This window comes from Bartonella sp. B10 (assembly GCF_053794435.1).
In genome coordinates this window covers 193,888-210,884 of sequence record NZ_CP200030.1, presented here as the reverse complement: position 1 = coordinate 210,884, position 16,997 = coordinate 193,888, and the positions used below count along the sequence as shown (strand labels likewise).

The 16,997-nt window shown below is 35.2% G+C and carries 16 protein-coding genes and 1 pseudogene; 7 read left to right on the top strand and 10 right to left on the bottom strand.

Annotation, left to right across the window (positions count from 1 at the left end):
• Nucleotides 1–165: 165 nt before the first annotated feature.
• The 4 genes from rplI to rpsF all read right to left on the bottom strand — a co-directional run bounded on the left by rplI (nucleotide 166) and on the right by rpsF (nucleotide 2,579).
• Nucleotides 166–762 (bottom strand): 50S ribosomal protein L9, encoded by a 597-nt coding sequence (rplI, locus tag V3565_RS00920; RefSeq protein ID WP_455478470.1) that lies wholly within the window; start codon nucleotides 760–762, stop codon nucleotides 166–168.
• Nucleotides 763–786: 24 nt separating this feature from the next.
• Complete coding sequence (locus V3565_RS00915; protein WP_455478469.1) at nucleotides 787–1,767, bottom strand: hypothetical protein; 981 nt, start codon at nucleotides 1,765–1,767, stop codon at nucleotides 787–789.
• 156 nt (nucleotides 1,768–1,923) lie between these two features.
• Nucleotides 1,924–2,172, bottom strand: a complete 249-nt coding sequence (rpsR, locus tag V3565_RS00910) for a 30S ribosomal protein S18 (RefSeq protein WP_455478468.1) — start codon at nucleotides 2,170–2,172, stop codon at nucleotides 1,924–1,926.
• Nucleotides 2,169–2,579, bottom strand: coding sequence for a 30S ribosomal protein S6 (rpsF, locus tag V3565_RS00905; protein ID WP_455478467.1), 411 nt, complete (start codon nucleotides 2,577–2,579; stop codon nucleotides 2,169–2,171). The genes rpsR and rpsF overlap by 4 nt, the downstream gene beginning before the upstream one ends.
• A 354-nt stretch (nucleotides 2,580–2,933) precedes the next feature.
• Between rpsF and V3565_RS00900 the strand changes: the two genes are divergently transcribed.
• From V3565_RS00900 to gmk, 7 genes and pseudogenes are all read left to right on the top strand, one after another.
• Complete coding sequence (locus tag V3565_RS00900; RefSeq protein ID WP_455478466.1) at nucleotides 2,934–3,521, top strand: undecaprenyl-diphosphatase; 588 nt, start codon at nucleotides 2,934–2,936, stop codon at nucleotides 3,519–3,521.
• Between the two features lie 77 nt (nucleotides 3,522–3,598).
• Nucleotides 3,599–4,543, top strand: coding sequence for an ACP S-malonyltransferase (gene fabD / locus V3565_RS00895; RefSeq protein WP_455478465.1), 945 nt, complete (start codon nucleotides 3,599–3,601; stop codon nucleotides 4,541–4,543).
• Nucleotides 4,544–4,559: 16 nt separating this feature from the next.
• Nucleotides 4,560–5,296: pseudogene (gene fabG, locus V3565_RS00890) on the top strand (3-oxoacyl-[acyl-carrier-protein] reductase).
• A 256-nt stretch (nucleotides 5,297–5,552) separates the two neighbouring features.
• Nucleotides 5,553–5,795 (top strand): acyl carrier protein, encoded by a 243-nt coding sequence (locus V3565_RS00885; protein WP_455478464.1) that lies wholly within the window; start codon nucleotides 5,553–5,555, stop codon nucleotides 5,793–5,795.
• Nucleotides 5,796–5,900: 105 nt separating this feature from the next.
• A complete protein-coding gene (gene fabF / locus V3565_RS00880; protein ID WP_455478463.1) occupies nucleotides 5,901–7,163 on the top strand; it encodes a beta-ketoacyl-ACP synthase II in 1,263 nt (420 codons plus the stop codon).
• A gap of 106 nt (nucleotides 7,164–7,269) precedes the next feature.
• Nucleotides 7,270–8,379: an endolytic transglycosylase MltG gene (mltG, locus tag V3565_RS00875; RefSeq protein ID WP_455478462.1), complete on the top strand. Its 1,110-nt coding sequence runs from the start codon at nucleotides 7,270–7,272 to the stop codon at nucleotides 8,377–8,379.
• A 63-nt stretch (nucleotides 8,380–8,442) separates the two neighbouring features.
• On the top strand, nucleotides 8,443–9,108 hold the full coding sequence (gene gmk / locus V3565_RS00870; protein ID WP_455478461.1) for a guanylate kinase: 666 nt from the start codon (nucleotides 8,443–8,445) through the stop codon (nucleotides 9,106–9,108).
• A 45-nt stretch (nucleotides 9,109–9,153) separates the two neighbouring features.
• Here the strand turns inward: gmk and rsmA are convergent, their stop codons facing one another.
• From rsmA to lptF, 6 genes are read right to left on the bottom strand one after another with little or no spacing between them, the layout of a single operon-like run.
• Nucleotides 9,154–9,984 carry a 16S rRNA (adenine(1518)-N(6)/adenine(1519)-N(6))-dimethyltransferase RsmA gene (gene rsmA, locus V3565_RS00865; protein WP_455478460.1) on the bottom strand — a complete coding sequence of 277 codons (831 nt, stop codon included), beginning with the start codon at nucleotides 9,982–9,984 and terminating at the stop codon, nucleotides 9,154–9,156.
• Nucleotides 9,975–10,988: a 4-hydroxythreonine-4-phosphate dehydrogenase PdxA gene (gene pdxA / locus V3565_RS00860; protein ID WP_455478459.1), complete on the bottom strand. Its 1,014-nt coding sequence runs from the start codon at nucleotides 10,986–10,988 to the stop codon at nucleotides 9,975–9,977. Before pdxA ends, rsmA begins: the two co-directional genes overlap by 10 nt.
• Nucleotides 10,988–11,962 (bottom strand): SurA N-terminal domain-containing protein, encoded by a 975-nt coding sequence (locus V3565_RS00855; protein WP_455478891.1) that lies wholly within the window; start codon nucleotides 11,960–11,962, stop codon nucleotides 10,988–10,990. Before V3565_RS00855 ends, pdxA begins: the two co-directional genes overlap by 1 nt.
• Nucleotides 11,963–11,994: 32 nt before the next feature.
• A complete protein-coding gene (locus tag V3565_RS00850; RefSeq protein ID WP_455478458.1) occupies nucleotides 11,995–14,334 on the bottom strand; it encodes an LPS-assembly protein LptD in 2,340 nt (779 codons plus the stop codon).
• The gene (locus V3565_RS00845; RefSeq protein ID WP_455478457.1) at nucleotides 14,335–15,426 is read right to left on the bottom strand and encodes an LptF/LptG family permease; all 1,092 of its coding nucleotides are present in this window, start codon (nucleotides 15,424–15,426) and stop codon (nucleotides 14,335–14,337) included.
• Entirely contained in the window at nucleotides 15,423–16,613 is a 1,191-nt protein-coding gene (lptF, locus tag V3565_RS00840) for an LPS export ABC transporter permease LptF (protein ID WP_455478456.1), read from the bottom strand. The genes V3565_RS00845 and lptF overlap by 4 nt, the downstream gene beginning before the upstream one ends.
• Between the last annotated feature and the right edge of the window lie 384 nt (nucleotides 16,614–16,997).

Below are 16,997 nucleotides of genomic sequence, written 5' to 3'. Positions count from 1 at the left end.
TTTATGATAGCATAAATATGTTAAAGGTTAACCTATTTTATAATAATTTAATATTTTGTTATCGTAATAACAAAATACTCAGTTTTGAAATCCGAGTATTTTACAATATGTCAATATGTTATTGATAAAAAACGTGAATGGTAAAACAAATAGTGCAAATGATAACTAAACTTCTTTGTTAATGCTGTTTGCATTGTTATCATTTGTTTCTTCTGTAAACGGTTCCTCTTGATTTTCTATCAATGATTCTTCCTGAACATCATATATTGCTTCAATAGAGGTAAGAGTTTCACCTTCTGCTTGACGTTGTGCTTCATTAGCTGAACGTGCAACATTAATTGTAACAGAAATTTGTACTTCAGGGTGTAGGCTAATAATGATAACGTGGAGACCAATGGTTTTTATTGGATGATTAAGTTCAATCTGATTACGTCCAATAGAAAATCCGTCAATAGTTATAATTTCTGAAATATCGCGCGTTGATACAGATCCATAAAGTTGTCCTGTCTCACCAGCTGAACGAACGACAATAAACGATTTACCATCAAGTTTTTCAGCAATTTTTTGTGCTTCACTTTTGCGCTCCAGGTTACGAGCTTCAAGCTGTGCCCTCTGTGTTTCAAATTGTTTTTTATTTACTTCATTAGCGCGTAAAGCTTTTCCTTGAGGTAAAAGAAAATTACGTGCATAGCCATCTTTAACCGAGACAATATCACCCATCTGACCAAGACGGGGAATACGCTCAAGCAAAATAACATCCATGGTTTTTCCTTTCGAATAAATAAATTAGTGTGGTTTATTGTGTGATTGAAAATTATATTGAATGGTTGCCCAGATACCCATTAAAAGCATCATGAAGGAGACAGGTGGAGCAAAAACAACGGTCAAAATAGAAATATAAACAAGGGAAAGTATAATAATTTGGCCGCTTATCCCTTTTGTAATATTATGAAGGTATGCCAACCCACTGATTGATATAACTATAATATATGCAGTAGTAAAAACATGCGCGATCAAATTAAGAGTAAAGCCTAGTTCAATCATTGATGCTACAGATACAATAATGAAAATAACAAGTCCAGAAATGGGTAAGCGAAGAGATTGTCTCCAATCATCATTGGGTCTTCTAAGCCATTTCATATATTTTGCTGTTGTCACAGAAAAATAAAGATTACCGATGAGAAAAATTAAACTATAAATAGTTAGAGCTATAGCCGTTAAAGTTGTAGCATGCGTCATTAAAAATTCACTAAAAGTGAGTATATCGGATTCCTTTATGGACTGCGATTGTTGGATAGCTTGCGCTATGTTTTCAGTAATTTTTTTTGTGATGATAGGTGTTGCTGGGTGAGTTTGGATATAAAGTCCGATGAGACTGGATATAAGAGCAATAAAGTTTGTTAGATGAAAAATAACAGATGATAATGGATACCATATCAGCAATTTTTTTTCTTTCACTTGTTGTGCAAGTCCAAGAAGCCAAGAAGCATAAACAGCAGGAAGAAAAAATAACAACATAAAGCCAAAACCAATGTAAATATTAGTGGTTATGGTAAGAACAACAGTAGCACTTATTAAGGCAGAAAAACTGGCTAATGTTCCCCAGCCAAATGCTACCATGAAGATTGGAAATGAAAGAAAGCAACCAAGAAAGAGAGAAAAGTAAGGTGCAGTATTTGTGATGCTGATGATTGCCATTCCTATAACGACGACAAACAACCCAGCTAAAATACCCGTCATAATTTCATAAATACAAAAGTTTTTCATTTATTGCTGTCCTGCTTTCTGCAGTTAGAGGCATTACAATACCCCAACTTCCGATATTTCATACATTCTTATACATACATACGATCGACCAATGTATTGCTGAAATAAAAAAATCTGCTAGGAAGACTTCCCTAGCAGTATGATATATTTGACAAATTATTTTATAACATATGGAAGTAATCCAAGAAAACGGGCGCGTTTAATAGCATTCGCTAACTCACGCTGTTTTTTCTGACTAACAGCTGTAATCCGTGAAGGGACAATTTTTCCCCGTTCTGAAATATAACGCTGTAATAATTTTATATCTTTGTAATCAATTTTTGGAGCGTTTGCACCTGAAAAAGGACACGTTTTTCTGCGGCGGTGAAAAGGGCGACGTGCTGTGGTTTGATTGATATCAGTCATAATTCTACTCCTTCTACAGCATCTTCACTACGGTGATGTAAGTAACGAGACCGTTCTTCATCTTGACCAACATGACCATTACGACCAATACGCGAAAGTCCTGTAGATTTTTCTTTTTCATGCTTTTCCACGCGGACGGTCATGTAACGCAAAATGTCTTCATTTATGCGCATCTGTCTTTCCATTTCTGCAATTGCTGAGGATGGTGCATCAATGTTAACCAAAACATAATAGGCTTTACGGTTTTTGCGAATACGATAAGCGAGAGAACGAAGCCCCCAATTTTCTACACGCCCAACTTTTCCACCATACGATTCGATAACATCTTTGTAAACACTTAAAAGTTCATCAATCTGTTGTGGTGCAATATCCTGCCGAGCAAGGAATATATGTTCATAAAGAGCCATTGTTTTGCCTTTCTTCAATTAAATTTACTGGTTTCAGCGCAAAGCCTCTGCGACTTGTCTTTTTTGGAAATCCAAAGAAGAAAGGACGCGTTTGCATTCGAGACACTCGAGAGCAGAGATACGGGAGATCAGAAATGTCACATTTCTTACTGGTTATTTTCCAGCCCTCCGTTCAACCTCTAGCTGAAACATCAGTGAATGTTTGACATCTACAGTGTATCTTTCAAAATAGCAAGTTTGTGTGCATAAAAAATGTGATTTTTCATTTATATGGGTCTTTAAATATAATTTTTTATATGTTTCACAATTCTATATTGATTATGGTGTGAAGCTATAATGGTAGAGGAGCTGAGAATGGATTTTTTAAACCAGATTGATGTTGCAATTTTTGAAATGCTTGTAGGTGATCATCAATCAGGGTCTATCTTGGTTTTATTCAGTATTTGTTGTGCAAAATTTTTAATTTATATTATTCCTATACATCTTTGTATTTTGTGGTTTTGCGGTGAAGAGATGGAACGATGCGTGGTGTTAAGTATTTGCGTTGGTATTGGTACTTCTCTTTTTATAGGCTATCTCATTTCTCTTGTTTATTTTCGTCCACGCCCGTTTGTTGTGAGTTTAGCGTCATCGCTGATTAAGCATAGTGCAACAGCATCTTTTCCGAGTAACCATGCATTAATTATTGCATCTTACGCGGCAAATCTTTATTTTTATCGATACAAAATTTATTCTAAATTTGCAGTGATATTTTTATGCTTAATTTGTTGGGCACGTATTTTTGTTGGTGTACATTATCCTTTTGATGTTTTCGCTGGTGCAATTTTGGGAATTGTTATAAATTGGGGTGTTATCCGGTTTATAGCACCGCATTTTCCTAAATTCTTATACCAAATCCCACCATTGAAATATAACTTGAAGATAAATATTCATTCTAAATAAGTGACTTAGTCTTGATTTATGATTATTAATAAGATCAAAAATAAATAATTTAATTGTACAATTTTAGGAGGCAGCTGATGGTGGCAGCATTTACTTTTCCGGGACAAGGGAGTCAGATTGTTGGTATGGGCAAAATGCTTTCAGAGCAATTTGTTGTCGCACGGATGGTTTTTGAGGAAGTGAATGATGCCTTAGGTGAAAAATTATCAGACATCATTTTTGAAGGTCCAGAGGATGTTTTAATGTTGACAGCAAATGCACAACCGTCATTAATGGCTGTGTCCATGGCTGTTATTCGTGTAATGGAAGATTTAGGGCTCGATATAGAGTCAAAAGTGAAATTTGTTGCAGGTCATTCTTTAGGTGAATATACGGCTCTTTGTGCTGCTGGTACGTTTAGTATCACTGACACGGCAAGACTTTTGCGGATTCGTGGAAATGCCATGCAGGCTGCTGTCGCTGTTGGTGAAGGTTCTATGGCTGCACTGATTGGTTTGGATGAACAAGACGTTTCTGAAATTTGTGAAGCTGTTTCAGGAGAAGGCGTATGTCAAATTGCTAATGATAATGGTGGTGGACAAATTGTTATTTCAGGCGAATCAAAGGCAGTTAAGATGGCAGTAGAGATTGCATCAAAAAAAGGTGCAAAACGTGCCCTTCTTCTTCCAGTTTCTGCGCCTTTCCATTCGTCTTTAATGAAGCCTGCGGCCGATGTCATGAAGAATGCACTTTTATCTGTCAACAAGGCGGTACCTGTTGTTCCTCTCGTTGCAAATGTTTCTGTTACACCAGAACGTGATTTAGAGCGTATTATTACGCTCCTTGTTCATCAGGTAACGGGAAGGGTACGATGGCGTGAAACAATAGAGTGGATAGGAACCAATGGTGTTGATACATTTTTTGAGGTTGGTTCTGGAAAAGTATTAACGGGTTTAGCTCGCCGCATTAATAATAATTTAAAGGGGTTGGCAGTTGGTACTGCTGAGGAAATAGAAAAAGCATTGCGAGTTCTTGGTGTTTAATAAGGAGTCTGAGAAAATGTTCAGGTTAACAGGTCGTAAAGCTCTCATAACAGGGGCGTCTGGGGGGATTGGTGAAGCAATTGCGCGTTGCTTTCATGCACAAGGAGCAATTGTTGGGATTCATGGAACGCGTGAAGACAAACTTAAAGAATTAGCGGCAGATTTAGGACATGACGTTGTTGTATTTCCTGCTAATCTTTCTGACAGCAAAACTATTAAACAATTAGCTGAAGTCTCAGAAAGAGAAATGGGGGTATAGATATTCTTGTTAACAATGCTGGAATAACAAGAGATGGCCTTTTTATGCGTATGCAAGAACAAGATTGGGATGATGTATTAGCAATTAATCTAACAGCTGCTTCTATTTTAACGCGTGAATTGATACACCCTATGATGCGGCGTCGCTATGGGCGAATTATTAATATAGCATCTGTTGTTGGTGTTGTAGGGAATCCTGGACAAACGAATTATTGCGCTGCGAAAGCTGGTTTAATAGGCTTTTCTAAAGCATTAGCCCAAGAAATTGCTTCACGAAATATCACTGTTAATTGTATTGCTCCAGGATTCATTAAATCTGCGATGACTGATAAGCTTAATGAAAAGCAAAAAGAAACTATTATGGCAGCGATTCCAATGAAGCGTATGGGGATAGGGCAAGAAATAGCTTTTTCTGCTGTTTATTTAGCGAGCGACGAGGCAGCATATGTGACTGGTCAAACAATACATGTCAATGGTGGTATGGTAATGATCTGAGTATTTGATTTATTCTACATTGATTTATCATCTATATTATTTTAAATAGTGACGAATAAAGTAAAAAAATGTACTTTTTAGCTAATAATTAATTAAATTATATCGGAATGTCAGGTTGGCTACCTTTTGTACGGGATATCCACAGGGTATTTAAAATCGCGTATAAAGTTTTTAGAATGATACATCTATTGCTTGATTAGATGATCCGATATGGCTAACCAGTTACAGAAAAATTATAAATTTTGAGGATTTCAATATGAGTGATACAGAAGAGCGTGTTAAGAAGATTATCGTGGAGCATCTTGGCGTTGATGCAAGCAAAGTGGTGGAAAATGCAAGCTTTATTGATGATTTGGGAGCAGATAGCCTCGATACGGTTGAGCTTGTTATGGCTTTTGAAGAAGAATTTGGTGTTGAAATCCCAGATGAAGCTGCAGAAACAATTTTTACAGTTGGTGATGCAGTGAAGTTCATTGATCAAGCCTCCAATGATAGCTAAGTAACAAGGGTATAAGATATTTTTATTTGTATGTTCTTGTATTTTTTGAATTCTATTTTTAAAATATAGCTTTGAGAGGCGAGTTTTCTATTCAAGGTTGCAAGTATGAGACGTGTTGTTGTTACTGGTTTGGGATTGGTATCTCCGTTGGCTGGTGATATTGAATATAGCTGGAAACGGCTTCTTGAAGGAAAAAGTGGTGTTCGGCGTGTCACTGAATTTGATGTGTCCGATTTACCATGTCAGATTGCTGCGCGTATTCCCTTGGGTGATGGAACAAATGGTACATACAATGCTGATTTGCATATGGAACCCAAGGAGCAACGTAAAGTTGATGCTTTTATTGTTTATGCAATGGCTGCTGCTGATCAAGCATTTTCTGATGCTGAATGGCATCCAAAAAGTGATGAAGATCAGATTCGAACGGGTGTATTAATTGGTTCTGGTATTGGTGGCGTTGAAGGCATTGTTGAGGCTGGTTATACGCTGCGTGATAAAGGTCCACGCCGTGTTTCTCCTTTTTTTATTCCGGGGCGTTTGATTAATCTTGCTTCTGGCTATGTTTCTATAAAATATGGTTTACGCGGTCCTAATCACTCGGTTGTTACAGCTTGCTCAACAGGGGCGCATGCAATTGGTGATGCAGCGCGTTTGATTGCACTTGGTGATGCAGATGTGATGGCAGCGGGGGGAACTGAATCTCCAATAAATCGAATATCTCTTGCTGGTTTTGCTGCTTGTCGAGCTCTTTCTACCAGTCGCAATAATGATCCTGAGCGGGCATCACGTCCTTATGACGCTGATCGTGACGGTTTTGTTATGGGTGAGGGAGCTGCAATTGTTATCTTAGAAGAGCTTGAACATGCAAAAAAACGGGGTGCTCGTATTTATGCTGAGATTGTTGGTTATGGTTTATCCGGAGATGCTTATCACATTACGGCTCCTTCTGAAAGTGGTGATGGTGCACGACGTAGTATGATAGCTGCTCTCAGCCGTGCGCGAGTAAATGTTGCTGATATTGATTATATTAATGCTCATGGAACATCAACAATGGCTGATATTATAGAATTAGCAGCTGTTGAAAGTGTTTTAGGTCATTGTGCTCCACAGGTATCGATGTCATCAACAAAATCGTCTATTGGGCATTTACTTGGGGCAGCAGGTGCAGCTGAGGCTATTTTTTGTATTTTAGCTATAAGGGATAATATAGCTCCGGCGACACTCAATCTTGATAATCCATCAATTAAAACAAAAATTGACCTTGTTCCACACAAACCACGTGAACGAAAAATTAATACGGTTCTTTCAAATTCTTTTGGGTTCGGTGGAACAAATGCATCTTTGGTGATTAAACGTTTCGGAGGTTAATAAACATTGTTATTTGTGTTTTCTACTTCTGAATTTTCTTCTTTAATTATAGAATTTAAGTAAAAATTTATAGTACAATCTCTAAAATTTATTGAAGTTCATGGTTATGTCAGATGTAAAAAATGAAAAATATCTCAAGGATGTAGGTGATTCTTCCTCGAGTAGTTCAATAAATAGTAAGTGTATGTTGGCACATAAAAAACGAAAAAATTCTTATATTGTACGTAATCCTTTTGTAATTTTAGGTCATTCTTTTTTAATGATGATCGTAGTTGTTATTTTGGCTGTAGGTATTCCTCTTTATATCGGAAAAAATATTTTTGAAGGGAAGGGGATAGCTGAGGAAGAGAAAGTTATCCTTATTTACCCTGGAACAAGTATTCGTGAAATTGCTTCATTGCTTGAAAAACGTGGGCTTATTCGGTCGTCTGATATCTTTATTTATGGGGTTGGTTACCATAAAAAGACCACACATCTTAAAGCTGGTGAGTATTTGATTCCAACACACGCCTCAATGCAAGATATAATGGATATTCTTGTGAGAGGGAAATCTATTGAATATACGTTTACAGTGCCAGAAGGTTTAACAGTTCAGCAGGTTTTTGATCGATTAGCTGCTAATGAAATTTTGATTGGGGATCTTCCGGAAGTTTTGCCTCCTGAGGGCAGCTTAATGACTGACACCGTTCATTTCATTCGGGGTACAACGCGCAAAGAGATCATAAAAAGATTGAGTGAAGGGCAGACAAAGTTAATTAATGCAATATGGGCGACTCGCTCGCCTGATTTACCAATCAGATCCATTGAGGAATTTATCATATTAGCCTCAATTGTTGAAAAAGAAACAGGAATTGCCGCAGAAAAACCACAAATTGCTGCAGTGTTTCATAACCGTCTTGCTAAACGTATGCGTCTTCAGTCTGATCCAACGGTAATCTATGGTCTTTTTGGTGGAAAAGGGAAGCCTTCAGGTCGTACGATTTACCGTTCAGATCTTGAAAAGGAAACGCCATATAATACTTATAAAATTAATGGTTTGCCACCAACTGCTATAGCGAATCCTGGTCGAGATTCTTTAAAAGCAGTGGCACATTCTCCGAGAAGTGATGTGCTTTATTTTGTCGCTGATGGTTCTGGAGGGCATGTTTTTTCCAAAACTTTGGATGAGCATAATGTGAATGTTCGCAAGTGGCGGGAATTCAAGAAGACACATTAAGAATATTGAAGAATTTATTATTTGTTTTTTGTGTAAAGTTTTGGAAAGAAATAATGTGGTGTTATGATATTCTTTGAGAGTGAATTTAATGCTAAAAAATTAAACCAGAGGCGCGGTTTTTTGTTGATTCTCTCTTCACCTTCAGGAGCTGGTAAATCAACTCTTTGTCAGTTACTTCTAAAAGATCAACAGTTAGAGATATCTGTAAGTGTAACAACACGGAAAAAACGTTCTAGTGAAATTGATGGTTTGCATTATCACTTTATTTCAAGGAAAGAATTTGAACAAAAGCGCGATAATGATGAATTTATTGAATGGGCAGAAGTTCATGGAAATTACTATGGGACTTTACGTCAAAGTGTCGAGAGTGTGTTGAGTTCTGGCAATGATATGTTATTCGATATTGATTATCAAGGAACTGAACAGTTACAAAAAAAGATGCCAGGGGATACAGTATCTGTTTTTATTCTTCCACCATCAATGAAAGAGCTTACTTCTCGTTTATATCGCCGAGCAGAAGATAGTCAAGAAATTATTAGTGTGCGATTAAATAATGCACAAACGGAGATACAGCATTGGCGTTCTTACGATTATATCGTAGTTAATGAAGATTTAGATCAGTCTTTTTTGTATATTAAGTCAATTTATTTGGCAGAAACAATGAAACGTAAGAGGTGTTTTTATCTTGAAACCTTTATTAGTGAGCTTCTTGCTGAAAAGATAGATTAACGTTTTTTTGTTAAAAAATTAGAAATTAATAAAAAGTTTTGGGTTTTAAATTACTGAATTAGCTAAGGCTACAAATTCAGCAATTGATAGCGTTTCAGCTCGGCGAGTTCCATCAATTTTAGCCTTTTCTAGGAGAGTTTCTCCTCCAATAATTTTGAGATTTTGGCGAAGCATTTTTCGTCTTTGTCCAAATGCAATTCTTGTTATAAGACTTAATTTTTGCGCAGAGCAAGAAAGAGGATTTTTGCGCGGGGTAATATGAACAACAGAAGAAATTACTTTTGGTGCTGGCATAAAGGCTTCAGGAGGTACATTAAAAATAATTTTTGCAGTAGTACGCCATCCAGTTAATACACTAAGACGGCCATAATGAGTAGAATTAGGTATTGCGGTGATACGTTTTGCTACTTCACGTTGAAACATCAGTGTCATTGATTCATAAAAAGGAGGCCATGGCTCGGCTAAAAGCCAATTTAATAAGAGTTGTGTTCCTATGTTATAGGGAAGATTTGCGATAATACGTGGTTTTTCTTGTGATGTTTCAAAAATTTTTGAGAAATCTTGTTTCAGTGCATCATTTAAAATAATTTTTAATTTTTGTGGATAATGCTTCTCTATATCTAATAGAGCAGGTAAACAGCGATCATCACGTTCTATTGCTATTACAGTGGCACCTTGTGCAAGTAAGGCACGTGTTAACCCCCCTGGACCTGGACCAATTTCGATAACAGATTTTCCTACTATATTTCCTGCTTGATGAGCAATTTTAGATGTTAAATTAAGATCTAAAAGAAAATTTTGCCCCAAAGATTTATAAGCTTGTAATCCGTATTTATCAATTACTTCACGGAGAGGAGGAAGATCATCTATTGGCATGGTATCAAATTATTTTTAGCAAGTTGATTTGCAAATTTAAGGGCAGAAATAAAGCTTTCTGGAGAAGCTATCCCCTTGCCAGCAATATCAAAAGCAGTTCCATGATCTGGGGAAGTTCTAATAAAAGGTAACCCTAAAGTTATATTAACAGCAGTATAAAAGTCCAATGTCTTAACAGGAATGAGAGCTTGATCATGATACATACAAAGAGCAACATCGTATGTTTTTCTTACGCATTCATGGAACATTGTATCTGAAGGAAGCGGGCCAACGATATTCAATCCTTTGTTTTTAAGATATTCAATAGCAGGAGTGATAATTGTAATATCTTCTTTTCCTATTGTACCTTTTTCTCCGGCATGAGGATTAAGGCCAGCAACTGCTAGACGGGGTGAGGCTATTTTAAATCGCGTTCTTAAGTCATTTTCTACAATAAATGCAGTTTGAATAATTAAGTTATGAGTAAGGTGTGAAGGAACTTCATTGAGTGGAATATGGATAGTAATTGGTACTGTTTTCAATTGAGATCCAGACAACATCATAACTGGGTGATAGCATTTATTGGAGACTTTATTGACGAGATGCGCTATAAATTCTGTATGTCCCGGGAATTTAAATCCGGCATCGTAAAGGATTTTTTTTGCAATAGGGCAAGTGACAAGTGCACATGCATGTCCGTTCTGAATCAATTGAACGCTACGTTCAATTGATTCAATTATTCCAGCAGCATTATTTGGAGAGGGTAATCCTAATTGATCACTTTGCCGATTTTTCAACGGTATTACAGGAAGGGCTGTTTGAAAGTTTTTTACGGGATTATCTGTAAAAACGTGCTCTACCTTAACATCTATCTGTAAAAAATGAGCACGTGAGAGAATAACATCCGGATCCGCTAAAAGCACAAAAGGTGGAATTTGACGTATGGTTCGTAAATTCCATGCTTTTATAGCTATTTCGGGACCGATACCAGCAGGATCCCCTCCACTAACAACTAGAGTAGACATTATGAATTCTGAATATATGCGGTTTGCTGCAATTCTTTTAAATATTTTTCACTTAAATTTTCAAGTTCTTGTGGGATTTTGTGCTGATTATCTTGAATAGAAAAAATGAGTCTGGCTACATAATCATTGGAAACTCTTTCTATTTTGCATACAGCTAGTGCTTCAATACCATTTGTTGTTTCTTGTAGTTTGGTCATTTTTCCTGCAGGTGTTTCATGGATATCTTGCTCCCATCCTCTAGGAAGCTGTGGTTCCAAAAATTTTCCTAAATTTCGAATGGTAACATCTAAAATACCTTTTGCCTGTTTCTGAGTGTTGGCGCATCCTTGAAAATTTGTACGAAAATTAACTGCTTCTTTCTTGCGTTTTTCAAAAATTTCTGAACGTCGATGCGCAGGAATAACAAAAATTATTCGTTGCAATGTATATTCATTAGTCGAAGGTTTTACACCACCATTTTTTAGTATCCTACGTACGGCTTCTTGTTCAGTAATCATGCTGGTTTCAGCTTGATATCGGGCATTAACAAGACGTCCCCATCCTATTTGTCCATGAATATAATTCTTAAAGTGTTGTATTGTGATATCACTTTGAACTAAAATTTGACTAAATTGATCAACAGTCATATGATTTTGTGTTGCAAAGTTCTCAAAAGTACTATCAACTTCATTGTCGCTAACTTCAATATTATGGCGCCTTACTTCTGTATTTTTCAGAACCTCATTTATAAGCTCATTTTTAGCTTGCGTGAAGAGATCCCCTTGCTTTTGCTGCAATTTGAGAAAAGCAATACGTCTTTGAATATCATAATTTGTTATGGGATTTCCATTGACTGTCACAACAATTACAGTTTGTGCAAAGACTGGTTGAACAAAAAAACTACTCATCTGCATATTGCTTATACTTGAAGCAAAAACACAAAATAAGGCAATAGCACTTTTTTTAAGTTTATTCACATAAGTAAACTTTTGCATCATTTATCCACTTAATTGACTACTTGAAATATTTACTTCTTTCCGATATCTGTAATTGTACGCAATGAAAGAGAAAAATTAAAACTTTGTAAAGGTGTTTTTTTCTCTGAAATAATTGCTCTTTGATAACCGAATTTTAAACTAAAACATTCATTCGTATAATTCAAGTCAATTCCTTGCTTAATAAACGTATCAGATACTAAGTCGTAATCTATGCTGCTATCAATAGACCAATAATTTGCTAATTTAACACTAGTTTGAAAAGAAATTTCTTTATGATCTTGTCTATATCCATAATTTAGTTGATTGGGGATATATGCATATTGCAAGGATACAGAGAATTTTTTCCATTTTTGTGATGCTTCAATTTCGCTACGGTGGATTGTTCCTGTATTTTTATCAAAACGTCCACGAGCTTTAAAAGAAAAATCACTTTTATGATTTGCATGAAACATTGCAACATAGTCTGAACGTCTTGTTTCAAGACCAGAGTCAGCATCTACATTAATAAAATCTTTTTTTGTAAAAGAATTTTTCCCTGCAAGATGGAAAGATTGTCCAATAAGACCATAAAGAGACCAATTATTATTAAGATTTCCAAAATATCTTATACCTATATTAGCTCTTGTTCCACCTTCTACACGGTCATAACCATAAAATTTGTTTCGCTGAAATAGAGAGGTTGCATCAAATAAAACGTTTTGTGTGTATTTATTTTGGATATGTTTGATATAGCGCTCATTATTGCGTATAAAAATTTGCGCTGTGGGTTCCACAATATGTGTAGAGTTATTAGATGTAATGAGCAAGGGATATCGCACTTCTAAGCCGAAAGTTGCTATACCACGGACAGCGGATGAAGTGCTATTTTCCATATTAAAAATATGGGCTTGGTGTGTACTTTTTTTTATTACGTCAGCACGTAAAGCGAGGATAGAGGTTAATATGAATCCACTGTACGCCTTGAAGTGTTTTTTCCATTCTAATTCATTTGTTAAACGTGAAATGTTCTCAGTAATACTAGAAATATGGGACTCCTCAATTGGATGACTATTTCGATAAGAAAAATTGGAGTCATTGTGACGGTGATAAATTGATTGCATATTGCTATGAAAGGTAAGCATTCCAGAATAAATTGGTTTATTTGGTATGAAAGAATAATCAATATAAGGTAGAATCCATGTTTGTTGAGATGGGTGTTTATGATAGTTATCATTCAATATGAAATTTAGAACATTGAAATGGTATAAATGCATGTCAAATTTATTTTTACCTGCAAGGCCATTTACATAAATCTGAGAAATATTTGTAGGATCGTCATAATTTTTAAGCTTATAAGTGTGGCTAAAATTCCGATCAGATTGTGCAAGAATATCCCATCCATAAGTCCAGCGTGAATTAACACGAAAGTCTCCCTTTGTTTCAAGCATATAACGGTTTGTATGCTGTGCATCAATCGTATCATTATCAAAGTGATGAGGCTTTATTTGATTTATGTGGGCGAAGCGAATGTTATAATTGCCAGTTTTAAAACGTTGGCGCCATTCACCTTCAGTTAGAAACCCTTGCTGAGTATATACGGTAGAAGAAAGTGTCAAATCGTAATAAGGTGCAAGATTCCAAAAATAGGAATTCTTTATACCTATACCAAGCTTATTATCATAAAAAAAATGAGGAGAAAGGAAACCATTCGCACGATGTACAGATGGATCATCGAGCTCAAAAGTTGATAATTGTATAATAGGTATACCAAAAAATTCAAAACGGCTATTTTCAAACCGAATTGTTTTGATTGTGTTGTTCCATATGATTTTTCTTGCTTTAATTTTCCACAAAACTTCCTTGTCTGGTCTATAAAAGCAGAACCCGCACGCTGTGTAGGCAGCATTATTGAAAGTTATTGTTTGATTGTTACTACGTATAGCATTTTTTGCTGAAAAATGTACGTTATCGACTGTATCTATGCGTAAAGAGCTTATAAAGCCTTCTCCAAAATCTTGGGTTATATCAATTTGATTAGAATAGATTTTATTACCATTTTTTTGAATAATTTTAACATTTCCTTGCGCTATAATACGTCTTGTTTTTTGATTGTAAGTTACTTTTGGGGCAAAAACTTTATTTCCATTATATTTGATTTGGACATTTCCTTGGGCAGAAATGGTATCCGAATCGCGATTATAAATAAGTTCATCTGCAGATAAAAATAAAGGGGGTATCAGATCTTGAACAGAGTTTTTTGCGATGGCATGGAGGTTTTTCTCGAATATATAAAAGGATAAAAATACACCAAATATAGAAATGATAACGCTCTTTAGAATGAGAGACTTTATTTTTGTTAAAATTATTCTTCCACTCATTAAGGATGTCATCTAACCATCCTCTTTGTAAAGTAAAAAGGAGATTCCTAAAAGTAATGAAATAATAACTGGTATCCAAGCAGCGATTACTGGTGGAATATATCCATCATTACCAAAAGCTTGAATAAGTACGGAAATGGTATAGAGTGTAAATCCATATATTATACCGCAAAGAATTAAAATTCTGGATTGTCCAAAGCGCATAAATTTTAAAGATACAGTTGCTGCAATGAGAGTCATTGCTACCAGTAACGCAGGTAATGCAATCAATGATTGTAAATACATATTCAAATTATTTGCAGAATGACCAAATGAGCGTGCAATCATAATTTTTGTTGGCAATTGATAAAATGGGATAGTTGCGGGATTTTCTAAGTTTTCAGTTAAAAACTCAGGTTTTAGATTTGTTTTCATCTGAAATTCATCAAATTGTTTAGGAGGATTTCCTATTTTATAGATTACTCCATTTTTTAATAACCAAAAACCATTTGTCAATGTTGCTTTTTTGGTATTAATCCAATTTTCGACTGTTGCATCATTATTGTACTGTATAAAGGTTGCATCGATAAGGCAGCGTCCTTGGTCTGTTATTGATTTAGCACCGATGGTTATTCTACCAGAATTCGTATGTTGTGTTAACCATGGGATGCGTATATCATGAAAAGATGTTTGCGCATTATTACTGTGCCATTTAGCCATTATTTTTTCTGCTTTGCAAGCTCCCCACGCGGCAAGTGGGTTAATAAAAAAAATTGAGAATAATCCTAAAAGAAAAGCTCCAACACAGGCTGGCATGAGAAATTGCCATACAGAAACACCAACTGAACGAGTTATGACAAACTCAAATTTTCTATTAAATGAAGATAGCATTGTCATTGCAGAGAATAATGCAATGAAGGGAATAATTTGTTGCATGATAAAAGGGATACGCAGAAGTGAGATAAGAAGTGCATATTTTGCTGTATAATTAGGAAGATATGCAAGTCGTCCAGAATTTTCTGAAAAATCAATTAAAAGAACAAGAAAAAAAATTCCTAATAAAAAACAACATGTTGTTTTAAGGTAACGTACAAAAAAATACCATCCAAGCGTCCATCCAATCATAATATATCATCCGAAGGATATTGAGATTTTTGATATTTAAATTTGTTTATCATTTTCTGGAATAATACTTGAATAATCTCGTTAAATTTTGCGAAGATATCAATCCTACGGTTTGTAAAAAGCATGAACAAAGTTAATGTACTTATTCCTATCGGTGTAATATAAAGTAGAGGAATGTATGCAAGATTATTTTTTGCTTTTTCAGCGAAAAGATATCCAATACAATAGATAAATAAAGAAAAAGCTATCGTAGAAAAGTTTATAGATATTTGTGCTTGTCGGTGTGAGCGTACATCTCCTGCCATTGATATTGCAATTAATGCAAAAACAATTGGATATAGCCATCCTGTCAATCTTCGGTGTAATTCAGCTTTATATTGAAGTGGTTTATTTTGATAGTGAGGATCTTCGGGATTAGGATTCAGCAAATAAGAAATAGGTCTATCTTTTGGATAGATCGTCAGTGTTTTGTTACTGGGGATAAATTCACCTAAGTTAAAGGTATATGAGCTAAATTGAATAATTGAAACGCTATTATTTTGATGGTTAACTCTTGCTATTTCACCGTTATTTAGGATTAAAAAATTTTTATTTTTATCTCTAACCATGGATGCTGTTGTAGCATAATAAAAAATATCAATCTTTTGATCGCGCTGGTCTGCGATGAAAAGACGTCCGATAGTTCCATCTAGATTTTTTTCACCAATTTCTATGTAAAGGTTATCTGCTAACTTTTGAAAACCGTCTTTATGGATAAAAACGTTAATAAAATCAGAATGGGTATTTGCTAGCACTTGTCGCATATTAAGACGTGCTTGAGGTGCAACAAAATTGGTTATAAAAAAGGACGCAAATGATGCAACAATAGAGAGAAGAAGAATCGGTTTCCAAATAGTATTTTTAGGAAAGCCAGAAGCACTGATAATAGTCAGTTCTGATTCTTGGTTCATGTTCGAAAGGGTGGTTGTAATCGCAATTATTAATGCGAATGGAATGACAATGGAAATAACCGAAGGAGCTAATGAAAGTGAAAAATGCAAAACTGTTAAGAGTGTTTGTCTATTAGTTATAAAAAAGTTAATTTTTGCAAGAATTTGCACTATCCAAATTATACAAGACACTACAATCGTTATAGCACTAAATAAAATAAAAACACGCTTTAGGATATATAATTCAATGATACGCATAAATTGGGTATTATCTCCAATTCTAAACTAAAAGGCAGATATTCTAGAGTGCTTTGAGTTAAGAAGTACGATAAAAATTTAAAAACTGTCCTTAAATACCACATATGTATAATGCGTGCGCATTTTTATTCTCTCAGTACGAGAAGATTGTTCAATGATTTCGGCTCATTTTGCCATCATCGTATGATATTTTCAAGTGTGGTGTATATAGAAATACTAGAAAACAGTTTTATAAATCTTTTTCATCAGCATAGAAGGAGAGTTTATCTTCTTCTGTCTTTATCAGGTATGTAGAATAAAAATTCTATATACAATATAAAAAAGACGACTCATTATACTTTAGGTAGTTACTTTTCGTGTTAAGGATATAGAGATTTTTTCAAA

Bases quoted from the DNA above. Each gene is read 5' to 3' on its own strand.
- rplI (WP_455478470.1), bottom strand. From the start codon at position 762: ATGGATGTTATTTTGCTTGAGCGTATTCCCCGTCTTGGTCAGATGGGT.
- V3565_RS00915 (WP_455478469.1), bottom strand. From the start codon at position 1,767: ATGAAAAACTTTTGTATTTATGAAATTATGACGGGTATTTTAGCTGGG.
- rpsR (WP_455478468.1), bottom strand. From the start codon at position 2,172: ATGACTGATATCAATCAAACCACAGCACGTCGCCCTTTTCACCGCCGC.
- rpsF (WP_455478467.1), bottom strand. From the start codon at position 2,579: ATGGCTCTTTATGAACATATATTCCTTGCTCGGCAGGATATTGCACCA.
- V3565_RS00900 (WP_455478466.1), top strand. From the start codon at position 2,934: ATGGATTTTTTAAACCAGATTGATGTTGCAATTTTTGAAATGCTTGTA.
- fabD (WP_455478465.1), top strand. From the start codon at position 3,599: ATGGTGGCAGCATTTACTTTTCCGGGACAAGGGAGTCAGATTGTTGGT.
- V3565_RS00885 (WP_455478464.1), top strand. From the start codon at position 5,553: ATGAGTGATACAGAAGAGCGTGTTAAGAAGATTATCGTGGAGCATCTT.
- fabF (WP_455478463.1), top strand. From the start codon at position 5,901: ATGAGACGTGTTGTTGTTACTGGTTTGGGATTGGTATCTCCGTTGGCT.
- mltG (WP_455478462.1), top strand. From the start codon at position 7,270: ATGTCAGATGTAAAAAATGAAAAATATCTCAAGGATGTAGGTGATTCT.
- gmk (WP_455478461.1), top strand. From the start codon at position 8,443: ATGATATTCTTTGAGAGTGAATTTAATGCTAAAAAATTAAACCAGAGG.
- rsmA (WP_455478460.1), bottom strand. From the start codon at position 9,984: ATGCCAATAGATGATCTTCCTCCTCTCCGTGAAGTAATTGATAAATAC.
- pdxA (WP_455478459.1), bottom strand. From the start codon at position 10,988: ATGTCTACTCTAGTTGTTAGTGGAGGGGATCCTGCTGGTATCGGTCCC.
- V3565_RS00855 (WP_455478891.1), bottom strand. From the start codon at position 11,962: ATGCAAAAGTTTACTTATGTGAATAAACTTAAAAAAAGTGCTATTGCC.
- V3565_RS00850 (WP_455478458.1), bottom strand. From the start codon at position 14,334: ATGACATCCTTAATGAGTGGAAGAATAATTTTAACAAAAATAAAGTCT.
- V3565_RS00845 (WP_455478457.1), bottom strand. From the start codon at position 15,426: ATGATTGGATGGACGCTTGGATGGTATTTTTTTGTACGTTACCTTAAA.
- lptF (WP_455478456.1), bottom strand. From the start codon at position 16,613: ATGCGTATCATTGAATTATATATCCTAAAGCGTGTTTTTATTTTATTT.